This window comes from Rhodococcus sp. 06-156-4 (assembly GCF_002259345.1).
Classification (GTDB): Bacteria; Actinomycetota; Actinomycetes; order Mycobacteriales; family Mycobacteriaceae; genus Rhodococcoides; species Rhodococcoides fascians_E.
In genome coordinates this window covers 87,730-103,329 of record NZ_NPGB01000011.1, presented here as the reverse complement: position 1 = coordinate 103,329, position 15,600 = coordinate 87,730, and the positions used below count along the sequence as shown (strand labels likewise).

The following is a 15,600-nucleotide window of genomic DNA, read 5'->3' as shown; positions in this document are numbered from 1 at the left end:
CTTGTCGTGCCACGACCGTCACACGCCTCGTCTACGCTGCGAGGCGACGTCGAGCACGATTTTCGCCACGGTCGCCGCGGCGTCGCGGTGGCCCGCGCTCGCGGCGCTCTTCGACATCGCTTCCACTCGTGCAGAGTCTGTGATCAGGTCGATCACCTCAGCGGCGATGTATTCCGGAGTCACCGATCCGTCGGCCACGAGTATGCCTCCCCCGGCGTCGACGACGGGGCGTGCGTTGAGTTCCTGTTCACCGTTCCCGTGCGGCAACGGAACGTACACCGCGGGCAGACCCGTCGCCGACACTTCGGCAACCGTCATGGCGCCCGATCGACAGATGGCCAGATCCGCAGCGGCGTACGCCAGGTCCATGCGGTCGATGTACGGAACGGCGACGTACGGTGCTGGCGCATCGGCCGTCGGTACCTCGATCGAATTCTTGGGTCCGACGGCATGCAGTACCGACACTCCGGCTTCGGCCAATCGGTCCGCGGCGCCCGACACGGCGTCGTTGAGCGACCTGGCACCCTGCGATCCGCCGAACACCAGCAGTACGGGGCCGCTCCCCGGCAACCCGAAGTACTCGCGAGCCTCGGCGCGCATCGCCGCTCGGTCCAGCCCGGTGATGGTCGGTCGCACTGGAATTCCGACGATGTCCGCGTCCGAGCGGCCACGAGCGGACACGCCGGATCCGGCCACCGCGGCGAGGACACAGGTCGCGACCTTCGCACCGACCTTGTTCGCGATCCCGGCACTGGCATTGGCCTCGTGGACGATGACCGGAATCGACCGGCTGCGTCCGAAGGTTCGCCGTGCAGCAAGGTAGGCGGGCAGGGCCACGTAGCCACCGAACCCGATCAGTACGTCGGCGTCGACGGCCGCGAAGACCGCCCGGGTGGCCCGTACCGACCGAATCACACGCCCCGGCAGCCGGACCAGATCCAGGGTGGGCTTACGCGGAAGCGGGACCGGAGGAATCAACTCGAGCTGGTAGCCCCGCGCCGGTACGAGCGTGGTCTCGAGTCCACGCTCGGTTCCCAGAGCGGTGATCCGTACCGAGTCGTCGAGCGCGCGCAGTGCGTCCGCGACAGCCAATGCCGGCTCGATGTGTCCCGCGGTCCCACCGCCCGCGACGACGACGGACAAGTGTGTGGGAGATGCATTCACCGTCGATATCCTCGCGTATCCGAGTGTCCGTACGCACCGCGGGGTTGAGCGCCTGCGCGCGGTGCTGCGCTGCGGCCTCCAACTGCACCGCTGCGGCCTCCAACTGCACCGCCACGGGGAAGTGCCGCGCCGGTTCTGCGTGGTTCGGAACGACGAGGGGGCTCGCCCCCTCGAACTCGACCCGCCCTGCCACCGGCGTCCGGTGCACGACGCTGCGACGAACCGCTCTCGATCCGACGGCGATCCTCGCGATCGAGCGCAGGCCGGGTCGACTTGGATCTGGCCGCGGCGGCACGCAACGGAGAGAACGATGCGGGCATCGGGAGTCGCAGCACACGGTCCAACCGCGAGTCCTGCCCGGAGTGCAGAGCCGCGATGGCTTCCGGTTCGTGCCGGGCGGCGTTGGCGATGATGCCGAACATCATCAGCGTGATCGCCGTCGACGAGCCGCCGTAGGACACGAGCGGAAGCTGAAGCCCGGTGACCGGAAGCAGCCCGACCACGTACCCGATGTTGATCATCGCCTGCGCGAAGATCCAGGTCGTCGAACCCGCCGCGAGCAGACGCAGGAACGGATCCACCGAACGCATCGCGATGCGCAGACCGGTGTAGACGAACAACGCGAACAGGCCCAGTACCGCGAGGCAACCGATGAAACCCAGTTCCTCGCCGATGATCGCGAAGATGAAGTCGTTGTGCGCGTTGGGCAGGTAGCTCCACTTGGCGCGACTCTGCCCGAGACCGACACCGAACGGCCCACCGTCGGCGAGCGAGAACTTGGCCTGGTTCGACTGGTAACCAAGACCCTGCGGATCGTCGCCGGGGTTCAGCCAGGCCTTGATTCGGTTCGAGCGATATCCCGCGGTGAACGCGAGCACCGTCGCCGCGGCGATACCGCCGCCGACGATAATCGCGAAGAGCCTGGCGTCGAGACCGGCGAACCACAGCAGCGACACGAGAATGATGCCAATCGCGATGGCGGTACTGAGATTCGGCTGCAGAACGACTAGTCCCGCCATCAGCAGCGCTGCGGGCACGAGCGGAATGAGAAGTGATTTGAGGCTGGCGTGCTCGCTGCGGCGCGATGCCAGCAGATGAGCACCCCACAGAACGAGCGTGACTTTCGCCAGCTCCGACGGCTGGAACGAGACGCCGGCGACATTGAACCATCGGCGCGCGCCGTCGGCGCCCTCCGATCCGATACCGGGAATGAGCACCATCATGAGCATGACGACGGAAAGGCAGAACAGCGGGAACGAGACCTTCCGCAGCACGCGCACGGACGTACGCAGCGCGACGTAGAACGCCACGACGCCGAGACCGACACCGATCAGCTGCTGTGTGAACAGGGTGTACGCCGATCCGTCGGTGGCGTACGCCTCGGCTGCCGACGACGACAGCACCATCACCAGGCCGAGAATCGTGAGCAGAGCGGCAACGGTGACGATCAGGTGGAACGACGCCAGAGGACGGCCGAGCCACAATCCGATCCTGGTGCGCGGCGAGTTCGCCGGGGCATTCTCAGGCCGGGCCATCAGGATTGCCCGCCCGACCGTGTAGTGCCGAGCGCGTGCACGGCGTCCGCGAAGCTGCGGCCACGGTGGCCGTAGTCGACGAACATGTCGAGCGACGCGGCGGCGGGGGCGAGAAGCACCGTGTCTCCCGGTCCGGCTCGCCGGGCGGCCTCGTCGACCGCGGCGCGCATCACGACTTCAGCATCTTCCGCCACATGAGTCACACCAGCATCGTCTCTCAGCGGGAACTCGACAACGGGAACATCCGGTGCGTGTCGCGCCAAAGCCTCTGCGATCTGCGTCCCATCACGCCCGATCAGCACCGCAGCGACGAGTCTGGGCGCCACTTCGGCCACGAGCTCGTCGACCGATGCTCCCTTGAGGAGACCACCGGCGATCCAGACGACGTGCTCGTGCGCGAGCAACGACGACCTTGCTGCGTGCGGGTTGGTCGCCTTGGAATCGTCGACGAACGTCACACCCCCCACGGTGCGGACGACCGACGCACGGTGTGGCCCCACGTCGTAGGTGCGAATCCCCTCCGCCACGGCCTCTGCCGGGGCGCCGATCGCGCGGGCGAGCGCCGACGCCGCCAACGCGTCCATCGTCCCGGCCGGACCGGACGGGCTTACATCGTCCACCGACATCAAGTGCAGACGCTCGCCGAAAGCGTTGTCCACCAACTGCCCGTCGATCACGCCGAGTTCCCCGGGCGCGGGGTCTCCGAGGCGGAATCCGACCACTCGATCGGCGCGAGCCGAGCCTGCCAGGGCCGCTGCCCGCGCATCGTCGAGACCCACCACCCCGACATCGCCGACGAGCGCTCGTGCTTTGGCGTCGACGTAGCCGTCCATACCACCGTGCCAGTCCAGATGATCCTCGGCGATGTTGAGGACGACACCCGCCGCGGGCCGGACGGACGGAGCCCAGAACAACTGGAACGACGACAACTCGACGGCGAGGACCTCCGGATGCGGGTCCGACTGCAGAGCGTCGAGCACCGGCAGACCGATGTTTCCGCACGCCGCACTCGCCATACCGGCCGATTCGAGGATGGACGCCAACATCGAGGTGGTCGTGGTCTTCCCGTTCGTTCCCGTGACCACCAGCCATGTCGTCGGCGGGCCGTACACACCCGCGCGGTCGACGTGCCAGGACAGCTCGATGTCTCCCCAGATCGGAATACCGAGTGCGGCGGCACGCGCGAGCACCGGCGCGTCCGGGCGAAAGCCCGGACTGGTGACGACGAGCGCGATCGAATCGAATGCGCAACCGTCCGCGAGAAGGTCGTCCTGCAGGATGCCGTCGGCACCGGCTGCATGCGCCTTGTCCACCGCGGCCGGGTCGGTATCGGTGACGAGTACTCGCGCACCGAGGGCGCGGAGCGGCCCGACGGTCGCCAACCCGGATACCCGTCCCCCGGCGACCAGCACGGTCTTGTCCCTCAGCCACGCCACGTCGTCGGACATCGCACTCCCCTTCACCGGATTCGAGCTCTATCCACCGACAGCGGCGAGGTACTCGCTGTAGAACAAGGCAAGGCCGACGGCCGACGCGATGGCCGCCAGTAGCCAGAACCTGATGATCACCGTGGTTTCTGCCCAGCCTGCGAGCTCGAAGTGGTGATGGAACGGCGCCATACGGAACACACGCCGTCGACTCGATCGGAACACCGCGACCTGGATCACGACGGAGGCTGCCTCGGCGACGAACAGTGCCGCGATGACGACCATGATCAGTTCGGTACGCGTCACGATGGACAAGCCGGCGATGAGTCCACCGAGGGCCAACGACCCGGTGTCGCCCATGAAGATCTTTGCTGGAGCTGCGTTCCACCACAGGAAACCGATGCAGGCACCGGCAGCGGCCGCGCAGATGAGCGCCAGGTCCAGAGGGTCACGCACGTCGTAGCATCCGGGGCCCGGATTGGTGGAGCAGGACTGGCGGTACTGCCAGAAGGTGATGACGGTGTAGGCGCCGAGGACGAGCGTCATCGAACCGGCCGCAAGACCGTCGAGTCCGTCCGTGAGGTTCACGGCATTGGACCATGCCGTGACGAGGAAGTAGCACCACACGATGAACACGAGTGGGCCCAGGCTGACCGTCGCGATATCGCGCACGTAGGAGAGCTGCATGCTAGCTGGAGTGAGCCCGTTCTCTCCCTTGAACTGCAGTGCGAGGATGCCGAACAGAACTGCGGCGAACAGCTGGCCGACCAGTTTCGCTGTCTTGTTCAGACCCAGATTGCGCTGCTTGCGAATCTTGATGAAGTCGTCGAGGAAACCGACGAGACCCAGGACCGTGGTCAACCCGAGAACCAGCAACGCGGACGCCGACGGCCCGTCGGCGTCGTAGCCGATTCCGATCAGGTGCGAGCCCCAGTAACCAGCCCAGAGACCGGCGAGAATCGCGACTCCGCCCATCGTCGGCGTGCCGCGTTTGGATTGATGACTTGCCGGGCCTTCGACGCGGATCTCCTGGCCGAAGCCTTGTTTGGAGAACGCCTTGATCAGCACCGGTGTCAGCAGAATCGCCACAGCGAGCGCGATGCCTCCGGCGAAGAGGATCTGTCTCACTGCGGTGCCTCCCCGTTGGTTGTCGTGTTCTCCCCGGCGTCCTTGCCGTCCTGCAGCAGTGTGTCGGCGACGGTCCACAGTGCGACGGACTGCGATGCCTTCACCAGCACGATGTCATCCGGTCGAAGTTCTTCCCTCAACACCGCGACGGCAGATTCCCGGTCGGGAACCAACATCGATTCGTCGCCCCAGGAGCCTTCCATGACTGCGCCCTGGTGCATGGCTCTGGTCGGGCGGCCCGACTCGACGATGATCAACCTGGACACGTCGAGCCGTACCGCAAGGCGTCCGATCGCGTCGTGTTCGACGACGGAATCCGGCCCCAGCTCGCCCATCTCCCCCAGAACCGCCCATGTTCGACGCGGTGGCCCGGTTCCCGACCTCGACATCGTGACGAGAGCCTTGAGCGCTGCGCGCATGGAGTCGGGGTTGGCGTTGTAGGAGTCGTTGACGACGGTGACGCCGTCCGGTCTCGTCCGAACGTCCATGCGCCGGACGGAAGCCGCGGTGGAACCGGCGAGTGCATCGGCGATCCCGGTGAGGGTGCCGCCGCATTCGAGAGCGACGGCGGCGGCTGCGAGGGCGTTGCCGACCTGGTGCTCACCGTGGACGGCCAATGCCACGTCGACGGTTCCGGCCGGGGTGACCATGGTGAAACGGGCTCGCGCTTCGGCGTCGAGTGTGACGTTCTCGGCCCTGATGTCCGCGTCCGGAGACATCCCGACGGTCACCACCCGAGCCGACGTGCGCGTGCGCATGGCCGACACGAGTCGGTCGTCGGCGTTGAGGATGGCCACGCCGCCGTCCGCGGCACTCGGAAGCGCTTCGACCAGTTCACCTTTGGCGACGGCGATGATGTCTCGGGAACCGAATTCACCGAGGTGGGCTGTGCCTACGTTGAGTACGACGCCGATGCGAGGAGGGGCAGCGTGGGCAAGGGCGGCAATATGTCCGACACCCCGCGCGGACAGTTCGAGCACGAGGAAGTCCGAGGACTCGTCGGCGCGCAGGACTGTCCAGGGATGGCCCAGTTCGTTGTTGAACGAGCCCGGCGGCGCGACGACGGATCCGAGTGGTCGCAGCACCGCGGCCAGCAAGTCCTTCGTCGAGGTCTTTCCGGACGAACCCGTCACTCCGACGATCGTCAGCCCGGTATCAGCGGTCAGTTCCACCGCCGAGGCGCGGGCGAGCGCGCTGAGCGCCGCCAGAACCGCGGCACCGGACCCGTCGGAGTCGTGTTCCAGTGCCATCGCCTTGCCATCGTGCGGCTTCGGTGCGACGACGACGGCCGGGACGCCGACCGGCCGCGCCGCCAGCACCACGGCAGCGCCTGCCGCGACTGCTGCAGCCGCGTGGTCGTGGCCGTCGACACGCGCACCGGGGAGCGCCAGGAACAGCCCGCCTGGGCCGATCTTGCGTGAATCGAACTCGACCGAACCGGTGACCAGCACGGACGGGTCTTCCACGTCGTGCATGTCACCCCCGACGATGTCGGCGATCTGTGCGATGGTCAGGTCTTTCACGAACTGGCTCCTGCGTGTTCATCGGTCGCGCGATCGAGGGCATCGGCGAGCACGACGCGGTCGTCGAACGGATACTTCACCCCATCGATCTCCTGACCTGTTTCGTGGCCCTTACCCGCGATCAGCACGACGTCGCCTTCACGCGCCCAGTTCACCGCGTCGGCGATCGCAGCGCCGCGGCCGGCAATGTTCCTGACCTCACCCCGGGCCGACTCGTCGACCGAGAGGGCACCCGCCATCACCTCATCACGAATGAGTGCAGGATCTTCGGATCGCGGATTGTCGTCGGTGACGACGAGAAGATCGGCGCCTCGGGCACCCGCGGCACCCATCAACGGACGTTTGGCGGTGTCACGGTCGCCGCCTGCACCGAGGACAACCGCGATTCTGCCCTGAGTCTGTTCGCGCAGTGTCTCGATCACGGCTTCGACGGCAGCAGGCTTGTGTGCGTAGTCGACGACGGCGAGGAACTTCTGGCCGCGGGAGATGCGCTGCACTCTGCCCGGGACGTCGACGTCGGCCATTCCGGCGACAGCCCGACGCACGTCGACGCCGGCAGCCGCACAGACCGCGGCCGCCAGTGCGGCGTTGGCGACGTTGTATCTGCCCGGTAGTCGGATCGATGCAGCGTGTCGGTCGCCGGCAGTGTCGACGAGGGTGAATCGTTGAGTTCCCGTCGGTTCCTTCGACCACCCGTCGACACTCCAGTCGGCGTCGCCGAGGACGGACACGGTGAGCAGGGTCGAGCCCGCCGATCGCGCGATGTCGGCCATGCGCTGGCCCCAAGCGTCGTCGACGCACACGGCAGCCGACCGCGTGTGGACGCGCGACTCGGCGGCGAACAGTCTGCTCTTGGCGAGGAAGTACTCCTCCAGCGTGTCGTGGAAGTCGAGGTGATCCTGCGAGAGGTTGGTGAACGCCCCGACGGAGAAGACCGTGCCGTCGACCCGCCCGAGAGACAGTGCGTGGCTGGACACTTCCATGACCACGGTGTCGAGACCTTGCTCGACCATCGCCGCGAACAGCGCGTGCAGATGCGGCGCCTCCGGTGTGGTGAGGGCACTCGGCACTCGGGTGCCGGCGATCTTGGTCTCGATGGTGCCGATCAGGCCGGTTCGCCGGCCTGCGGCCGACAGTGCCGCTTCCAACAGATACGACGTGGTCGTCTTACCGGACGTCCCGGTGATGCCGATGACGGTCATCTTCTCCGACGGATTGCCGTAGACGAGCGCCGACACGTGTCCCAGCACCTCCCTCGGCCGGTCGCGCACGAGGACGGGCACCGGTAGCTGCGGATACTGCGCCGAGACGAGCGCCAGACCTTCGGAGTCGGTGAGGATCGCGGCTGCTCCCCTGTCGATCGCTGTCGCGACGAAGGAGGCGCCGTGCGCGGCCGATCCGGGCAGTGCCGCGAAGAGATCGCCTGCGACGACTCCCTGCGCTCGAAGATCGACTCCCGTGACGAACGGCGACGGCAGCTCGGAGCCGTCCGCTGTGGCCGCGTGAACCAGCCTGGCTTCCGCCGCGGCTGCGATGTCCTCGACCGCGGTACGCGGTGGGTTCGACGGTCTGAGCGACGACGGAGCATCGGTCGACTCTGCTGGCACGGACACTGCGCTCCTTTCTGCTCGACGTACTACTTCAGGCCCACCCGCAGGCCGTGGTGCTGCGCCGAGCGCTGCAGGACGGACTTTCGGTTTCGGGCCGACGAGTCAGGTTACCGGCGCGGCTCGGCCACGCTGACCCCCGACCCTTTCAGCCGAACCACACGCGAGGTGCGCGTCACTGTCAGTCGGCTTGCAGCACCAATTTCGGTCCGGAAGCAGACAGTGGAACGCTGTCGCGCTGGAGCATCCAACTGGCGATGTTGTGGAACAGCGGCGCTGCAGACTGTCCGCCTGATCCGTCTGCACTCCTGGTCGGGGCGTCCAGCATGATGCCGATGACGTACCGGGGGTCGTCGGCCGGGGCGATGCCGGCGAACGTGATCCAGTAGTTCGAGTTGGAGTAGCAGCCGCATTCCGGATCGACCTGCTGCGCAGTGCCGGTCTTCCCGCTGATCTGGTACCCGGGGATCCCCGCTGCGACACCGGTTCCTCGTTGGTTCCCGGTGTCGTCCTGCGTGACGGAACGGAACATGTCGCGAACGGTCGTCGCGGTCTGTGGGCTCACCACATAGACGCCTTCGGGCCTGTCGGTCTCCGTACGATTTCCGTCCGGGTCGACCGTCGACTTGACGATCCGGGGTGGAATCCGCATCCCGTCGTTGGCGATCGCCTGGTACATAGCCGTCATCTGCAGCAACGACATGGACAGACCCTGACCGATGGGGAGGTTGGCGAACGTGCCGCCGGACCACTGATCTCGACTCGGCACGCTGCCTGCACTCTCTCCTGGAAGCCCGACATCGGTGCGTTGACCTAGCCCGAACCTGGAGAGCATGTCTGCGAAGCGATCTTCGCCGACGCGCTGAGCGAGCATGAGTGTGCCGACGTTCGAGGACTTTCCGAACACACCGGTCGACGTGTAGGGAACCACGCCGTGATCCCACGCGTCCTTCACCGACACACCGGACATGAAGATGTCGCCGGGAACTTGCAACACCTCGTCGGGCGTCGTGAGGCCGTATTCGATTGCGGCGGCGGCAGTGATGATCTTGTTGACCGAACCGGGCTCGAACGGAGTGGAGACGGCGAGGTTGCCCATCTCCTTGTTGCGGTCGTTGTTGCCGACGCCGATACCCGGGTTGAACGTGTTGTCGTTGGACATCGCCAGAACCTCGCCGGTGTGTGCGTCCTGCACGACTGCGGACGCATTCTTCGCACCGGACAGGTCTTTTGCGAGCTGCACCTGTTGTTGGACGTAGTACTGCAGATCCGCGTCGATGGTCAGCTCCACTCCCGAGCCGTTCACCGCGGTCTGCTTGTCGCGCCAGCTGCCGGGTATGACGGCGCCGTCCGACCCGCGGTCGTAGGTCTGCGATCCGTCGGTTCCGGCCAGCGTCGCGTCGAGCGAATCCTCCAGTCCCAGAAGGCCGTGGCCGTCCCATCCTGTCGCGCCCACCATGTTGGCGGCGAGTGATCCACCCGGGTACTCGCGAATGTCCTGCCGCTCGAGGCCGACTTCTTCGAATTCTTCGCTGATCCGTGTCGCCACGGTCGAGTCGACTCCCCGGACTAGGTAGGCGAACGTGTCGTTGCTCTTCAGCTTGGCGAGAATGTCCTTCTCGTTCGCGATGTCACCCAGTTCGTCGTGGATGCCTGCGGCGATCTCGGCCAGCCTGTCGTCGGTTTGGGGCGCAGAGGGATCCTTGGCGCGTGTCTCGTCCAACTCCTGCCGGACGCGCACGGGTTGGAACGTCAGGGCCTTGGCCTCCATCGTGAATGCGATGGGCTTGCCGTTCCTGTCCGTGATGGAGCCTCGTGCTGCTGCGTCCACCAGGGTGGTGGTGCGCTGCGACGCGGCTTCGACGGACAGGCGAGTTCCGTTGACCCCCATGATCCAGACCAACTGCAGTACGACGACACCGAGAATGCCGAACATGACGATGCGGCCGAAGCCGTTGCGGAAGGTGAAGGACGAGGCGTCGAAGCGACTGCCCGCTCTGGGATGCGGGCGACGTGGAGGCACCCCGCCTCGCGCCGGGGCGGGCCTTCGGTCGGACGCAGTGCCGCCGGATGCGTTCCGCCTGGAATCATTCCGCCGGCTCCGCTCGTGCGGCGCTGGTGTACGACGAGTGTTCCCGGATGTCGGCCTGGTCACTGCCGACTACCCGAAGGACTCGCCGACGGGATGCTCATAGGAACCAATTGTTCACCCATGGCTTCGGTTCCCGCGCCATTCGACGTGTTCGGCGTGGCGGATGTGGCTGATGGTGCGACGCCGGACGGTGTACCTGCGCCGTCGGATGCCGCCCGCGTGCCCGACGGGTCGGAGGCCGAGCGTGGAGCAGTCGAGTCCGATGCCGATCGCGGCGCGGTCGTCTGCGGCTGATTGCGCACCTGCAACGGGTTGCGGGCCTCGGAATCGGCCGATTGCGACGTGCCTTGCGAGGTGGGTGGATCGAGTGGTGCAACCGGGTTGCCCTGTGCGGGAGCGGGAGTGCCGACGACTTGAACCGAACCGTCTTCCGCCACCACGATGCGCGCAGCGCCCGCGGCAGGGACCATCCCCAACTCCGCGGCTTTGCGCGCGAGTTCCGGTGCGGAATCCGCCAATTCGACATCACGCTGCAGCGACGCACGTTCCTGAACGAGACGCTCGTTGTGAGCCTTCGCATCGCTCAGTACATAGGAGTCACCGGCAGATCTCGTCGTCAACAGCAGCGTCAAACCGAGACCGAGGGACAGGAGTCCGATCACCAACGCGACGAACGGAACTCGCGCACCGATGGACGCGGACATCGTCCTCGCTGCCGCATGTCCGCTCGATGCAAGCTCCACCCCGCGCGAGGACGCGCGTTGTTGACGACGCTCGTACGCCCGCGATGCCGCGCCGGAGCGACCCGAGCCGGCGCCGCGGCGCTGGCGCCGTGTGGTCGGTGACGAAGTCGAGGTAATGGTCATCTACGATCTCCTCGCAATTCGCTCGGCCGCGCGCAGGCGCACCGGGGCCGAGCGCGGGTTCTCCTCGATTTCTTCTTCCGACGCGCGTTCCGCTCCCTTGGTCAGGAGACGAAACTCGGGTCCCATCCCGGGTAGCTCGACGGGAAGCCCCTCGGGGCTTCGTGATTTCACGCGGGGCGTGAGCTCTTTCTTCACCACGCGATCCTCGAGCGACTGGTAGGACATGAACACGACACGTCCTCCGACGGCCAATGCATCGAGTCCGGCGGGTACGGCAGTCTCGAGCGAATCCAACTCGCCGTTCACCTCGACCCGTAGCGCCTGGAAGGTGCGCTTGGCGGGATGACCTCCAGTTCGCCGCGTCGCGGCCGGAATTGCCGAGTAGAGCAGTTCGACGAGGGCCGCGCTCGTGGTGAACGGGGTGGTTTCGCGACGTTTGACGACAGCCGACGCGATGCGTCCGGCAAATCGTTCTTCACCGTACGTGCTGAGCACGCGGGCGATGTCACCGTGCGAGTAGGTGTTCAAAACGTCCGCCGCAGTCAGCCCGACCGTCGGATCCATCCGCATGTCGAGTGGGGCGTCCACCGAGTAGGCGAATCCGCGGTCCGCTTCGTCGAGCTGCATCGACGACACTCCGAGGTCGAACAGAATGGCGTGGACCGAGTCCTGCGGCGCGAAGCCGGACTGCTCGAGGGCGTCGGCAATTCCGTCGTATGTGGTGTGCACGAACGATGTTCGATCCGAGAACTCCTCCAGCCGCCGGCCGGCACGCGCGAGCGCGTCCGGGTCTCGGTCGAGGCCGATCAGATGCAGCGTCGGATAAGTACGCAGGAAGTGTTCGGAATGTCCGCCGAGGCCGAGCGTCGCATCGATCATCACAGGTGTGAGACCTGACGCGTGAGCTGCGGTGAGGGCGGGTCCCAGAAGTTCGTCCGCGCGTTCGAGGCGAACGGGGATGTGTTTCGGCTGAGGTCGGTCGACGGATTCGTCGCCCTCGGGAGCGCTGTCAGTGGCGGCTGACGATTCGCCTTCCACGATGATTCCTCCCGGTTCGTGCGTCTGCGCGGTGGTGCGTCGAGATCGCGCATCGATCGATGGTGTGGACGAATGCCTCGAGGTCCCTGTCCGATAGGAACCTGACGTCGGGGAAGTACGTCAGGGTCCTGATCTTCGAAACCTGGCGTTGGGGAAGAACGTCAGGGTTCTGATCGGGCAGAGGCCTCGCGGCACTCGGCGGTTGATCCGGGCGGTTACAAGATTCCTGCGGTTACAAGATTCCTGCGGTTACAAGATTCCTGCGGTTACAAGATTCCTGCGGTTACAAGATTCCTGCGGTTACAAGATTCCTTCCAGGGAAGCATCCACTGCATCCGAGAAACTCTGCTCACCCTCGGACGAGTAGCGAGCCCAGGCTTCTTCGTTCCAGATCTCGATGAACTCGATGGATCCGTTCACGACGACATTGCGTTCCAGACTCGCGTAACGCCTGTGGTCCGAGCTGAGCATGATGCGGCCCTGACCATCGAGCTTCTGCTCGTCCGTGCCCGCACCGAGCTGCCTGATGTACGAGCGGGCAACCGGATTGGAACGAGATGCTTCGGTGAGCTTTCTTACCTTTTCCGCGAACGCCTCCTGGGTGTAGATCGCAAGGCTGTGGTCTTGACCTTTGCTCACCATCACACCCTCCTTCAGCGCATCCCGGAACTTCGCCGGCAACGTGAGCCGGCCCTTCTCGTCGAGCTTGGGCGTGTAGGTACCGAGGAACACTCGACACCTCCCGCTCTCGCTGCTGCCACCACATTACCCCACTTTCCTCCACTTTCAATCCATCGGGAGGAATATTTTTGGGATGTACCCCAATTACCGCAGGTCAACTTGGTGGTTGATTGTGGGGAAGCGTATCGGCACCGATCGACGATTGTCGACCTACACAGAGCCCCGAACGAGACGATCGAACAAAAGTCCAGGTCAGAAGGTCGCACCCGACAATGGATCGGTCATCGACGATGGTGGTGGTTGAAAGTGGGGATTGCGCAGTTCGCTCCCCCACGCGGTGGGGGGAAGTGGGTGACGAGGTTCTGGTTCGTCCTCGACAGGGCCGGATCGCACCCCCATGCGGGGTGCGGGCCATACACAACCGGGACATACGAAAGCGGTGCCCACCCATTCGGGTGAGCACCGCTTCTGTGGTGTTCCGTTGTCTCTGAATCTATGGCTTTTCCGGCTTCACTGCATCCGACTCCACTGCGTCCGGCTTCACTGCATCCGGCTCAGTGGCGCAGCGCCTGCGACATGGAGACGGAGAGAACTAGTCCTGTTCGAATCGCTTCCGGAACCGATCTTCCATACGGGAAGTGAAACCGCCGCCGCTCTTGCGGCCGGACTTGGGTTTCGGCCCCGAACTCTTGGGTCCGCCCGAGCCAGTCGCTTCGGACTCCTCCTGTGACGCAGCAGCGCCCTTACGAGACCCACCGAGTAGGAACAGCACACCGGCGCCGAACATGAAGACGAAGCCGACGAGACTGATCACCGGGAAACCACCGGGCTTGAACGGCAGCGCCAGCCCGGCGATGAGCAAAACAAGCCCCAAGACGAACAAAGCGGCCGCTTGGAAGCGACGTTTGCTCGAAGCCGTACGCATACGGCCGCTTCTCACGTGAGAAGCGAACTTGGGATCCTCGGCGTAGAGAGCGCTCTCGATCTGATCGAGCATGCGCTGCTCGTGCTCGGAGAGTGGCACGGTACCTCCCCCTGCACAGATATTAGAAGTCATTTCGGGTGCGAAACGACGGGAAGCTGACTCTGGCGGCTACCTGCTATTGATAATACGAGGTGAATCGACTGCTTACCACCTACTCGGTCCATGTGTTCCTGAGAATGTCCGAAGTTTCCCTGCGCAGACCCCTGACAAGTCGCATGCGGACTCGGCAACTCGACTCCTCCGGCGCACCGAACTCCGGCGAACGACACCACGACCGCAACAGAATCAGCCTTCACGCCGACATCGATCGGGGCGGGAGGAGTGCACGATCGAGACGTGAATCCGCACCGATGAAATCCTCCACCACATGCAGGAAACGGCCGACTTCGCGATAGAACGTGTCCGCAGCGTCCTGGTCGATGGAGCGAGACACACCGGCCTGGAGAGCGGCCCGCAACGATGAGTAGCTCGCGAAGTACTCCGCCCAGGCTTCGAGCTCCGGCTCGGCTTTTGCCAGCAGCACCCATGCGCTGCGTGATCTTGCTCGCGTCGCGGGCGCGACTTCCAGGATGGCAGCCGCTCCACGGAGGGCTGCCATGTAGCAGTCCAGAAATTGGTCGGCGACCGACTCGGCGCCGAGGGAACCCGACAGCAAGGCATCTGCCCGGCCCAGTAGTACACGAGCACGCGGCGACACCGGCGGACGCACATCACCACGGAGAACCTTCGTAGCCATACTCGAACACCTCCCGATTTCGTTCGCCGTTCGTGACCGCAATTTCCGAAACGACCGGACGTCGACGACGATCTAAGGTCAGGGATCCAGCGAGCCCCGCTTCCCTCGGGGTCATCGCCGGATCACCGACATCGAACATCCGTTCGACATATTCAATATAGCTGTGCCCACCGACAAGTCGTCAAGGAAAGGTTGAGAACAGTCGCTACCGACGCGGAACCGACCCCGTACCTGGTCGATCTGTCCGCCCGAGAACTCCGTCGTCGCCTTCCCGAAGCGCTGGCGATCTACGTCGAGGCAATGGGTTACCCGCAAGGCACGGAGTATCACCGCGCCCCGATGTGGTCCGAGCACGTCCTCCGACCCGGATGGTGCGCTGTCGGTGCAGTCCTGCCCACGCCCGACTCCCCTCTCGTCGCCGTCGCGTACGGGTACAGGGGTGCTCGGCATCAGTGGTGGCACCAGCAGGTCAGGGACGGTCTGCGCAGATCCGGCGCCGATGACGAGTACGTCGACTCGGTCCTCTCGGACTACTTCGAACTGACCGAGCTGCACGTGTCCCCGCGTGCGCAGGGTCACGGACTGGGCCGTGCCCTGACACGCAGACTCCTTCGCGACCGCCCCGAGCGCACCGTGCTGCTGTCCACTCCGGAAGTGGAGAACGAGAACAACCGCGCATGGCGCCTGTACCGAAGCCTCGGCTTCGGAGACGTACTCCGCGATTTCACCTTCGCGGGCGACCGTCGACCGTTCGCAGTTCTCGGTCACGCACTGCCGTTCGAAACGGACGAACCGCCCAATCGGTGACGATCTATACG

Annotated in this window: 13 protein-coding genes; 1 reads left to right on the top strand and 12 read right to left on the bottom strand. The window is 65.3% G+C overall.

All coding sequences use genetic code 11. The features are described from left to right. Positions 1-18: 18 nt before the first annotated feature. The 12 genes from murG to CH290_RS06295 form a co-directional block, all read right to left on the bottom strand. Complete coding sequence (gene murG / locus CH290_RS06350) at positions 19-1,164, bottom strand: undecaprenyldiphospho-muramoylpentapeptide beta-N-acetylglucosaminyltransferase (RefSeq protein WP_026347912.1); 1,146 nt, start codon at positions 1,162-1,164, stop codon at positions 19-21. Then, entirely contained in the window at positions 1,161-2,699 is a 1,539-nt protein-coding gene (ftsW, locus tag CH290_RS06345) for a putative lipid II flippase FtsW (RefSeq protein ID WP_019665924.1), read from the bottom strand. Before ftsW ends, murG begins: the two co-directional genes overlap by 4 nt. Further along, positions 2,699-4,147 (bottom strand): UDP-N-acetylmuramoyl-L-alanine--D-glutamate ligase, encoded by a 1,449-nt coding sequence (murD, locus tag CH290_RS06340; RefSeq protein WP_033188566.1) that lies wholly within the window; start codon positions 4,145-4,147, stop codon positions 2,699-2,701. Before murD ends, ftsW begins: the two co-directional genes overlap by 1 nt. Before the next feature lie 27 nt (positions 4,148-4,174). Continuing rightward, a complete protein-coding gene (gene mraY, locus CH290_RS06335; protein WP_019665926.1) occupies positions 4,175-5,254 on the bottom strand; it encodes a phospho-N-acetylmuramoyl-pentapeptide-transferase in 1,080 nt (359 codons plus the stop codon). Next, positions 5,251-6,729: a UDP-N-acetylmuramoyl-tripeptide--D-alanyl-D-alanine ligase gene (locus CH290_RS06330; protein ID WP_371828573.1), complete on the bottom strand. Its 1,479-nt coding sequence runs from the start codon at positions 6,727-6,729 to the stop codon at positions 5,251-5,253. Before CH290_RS06330 ends, mraY begins: the two co-directional genes overlap by 4 nt. Before the next feature lie 44 nt (positions 6,730-6,773). After that, positions 6,774-8,390 (bottom strand): UDP-N-acetylmuramoyl-L-alanyl-D-glutamate--2,6-diaminopimelate ligase, encoded by a 1,617-nt coding sequence (locus CH290_RS06325; RefSeq protein WP_033188564.1) that lies wholly within the window; start codon positions 8,388-8,390, stop codon positions 6,774-6,776. 175 nt (positions 8,391-8,565) lie between these two features. Then, a complete protein-coding gene (locus CH290_RS06320; RefSeq protein ID WP_033188563.1) occupies positions 8,566-10,407 on the bottom strand; it encodes a peptidoglycan D,D-transpeptidase FtsI family protein in 1,842 nt (613 codons plus the stop codon). Positions 10,408-10,535: 128 nt separating this feature from the next. Continuing rightward, on the bottom strand, positions 10,536-11,342 hold the full coding sequence (gene ftsL / locus CH290_RS06315) for a cell division protein FtsL (RefSeq protein ID WP_027498849.1): 807 nt from the start codon (positions 11,340-11,342) through the stop codon (positions 10,536-10,538). Continuing rightward, on the bottom strand, positions 11,343-12,302 hold the full coding sequence (gene rsmH / locus CH290_RS06310; RefSeq protein ID WP_170945324.1) for a 16S rRNA (cytosine(1402)-N(4))-methyltransferase RsmH: 960 nt from the start codon (positions 12,300-12,302) through the stop codon (positions 11,343-11,345). 378 nt (positions 12,303-12,680) lie between these two features. Beyond that, entirely contained in the window at positions 12,681-13,112 is a 432-nt protein-coding gene (gene mraZ, locus CH290_RS06305; protein WP_019665932.1) for a division/cell wall cluster transcriptional repressor MraZ, read from the bottom strand. Positions 13,113-13,653: 541 nt separating this feature from the next. Further along, positions 13,654-14,085: an SCO2097 family morphological protein gene (locus CH290_RS06300; protein ID WP_019665933.1), complete on the bottom strand. Its 432-nt coding sequence runs from the start codon at positions 14,083-14,085 to the stop codon at positions 13,654-13,656. Positions 14,086-14,338: 253 nt separating this feature from the next. After that, positions 14,339-14,782, bottom strand: coding sequence for an SAV_6107 family HEPN domain-containing protein (locus tag CH290_RS06295; RefSeq protein ID WP_027498848.1), 444 nt, complete (start codon positions 14,780-14,782; stop codon positions 14,339-14,341). 192 nt (positions 14,783-14,974) lie between these two features. On the opposite strand from CH290_RS06295, the gene CH290_RS06290 reads away from it, so the two are divergent. After that, positions 14,975-15,589: a GNAT family N-acetyltransferase gene (locus CH290_RS06290; protein WP_019665936.1), complete on the top strand. Its 615-nt coding sequence runs from the start codon at positions 14,975-14,977 to the stop codon at positions 15,587-15,589. Positions 15,590-15,600: the final 11 nt, after the last annotated feature.

Bases quoted from the DNA above. Each gene is read 5' to 3' on its own strand.
- ftsW (WP_019665924.1), bottom strand. From the start codon at position 2,699: ATGGCCCGGCCTGAGAATGCCCCGGCGAACTCGCCGCGCACCAGGATC.
- murD (WP_033188566.1), bottom strand. From the start codon at position 4,147: ATGTCCGACGACGTGGCGTGGCTGAGGGACAAGACCGTGCTGGTCGCC.
- CH290_RS06330 (WP_371828573.1), bottom strand. From the start codon at position 6,729: ATGCACGACGTGGAAGACCCGTCCGTGCTGGTCACCGGTTCGGTCGAG.
- ftsL (WP_027498849.1), bottom strand. From the start codon at position 11,342: ATGACCATTACCTCGACTTCGTCACCGACCACACGGCGCCAGCGCCGC.
- CH290_RS06295 (WP_027498848.1), bottom strand. From the start codon at position 14,782: ATGGCTACGAAGGTTCTCCGTGGTGATGTGCGTCCGCCGGTGTCGCCG.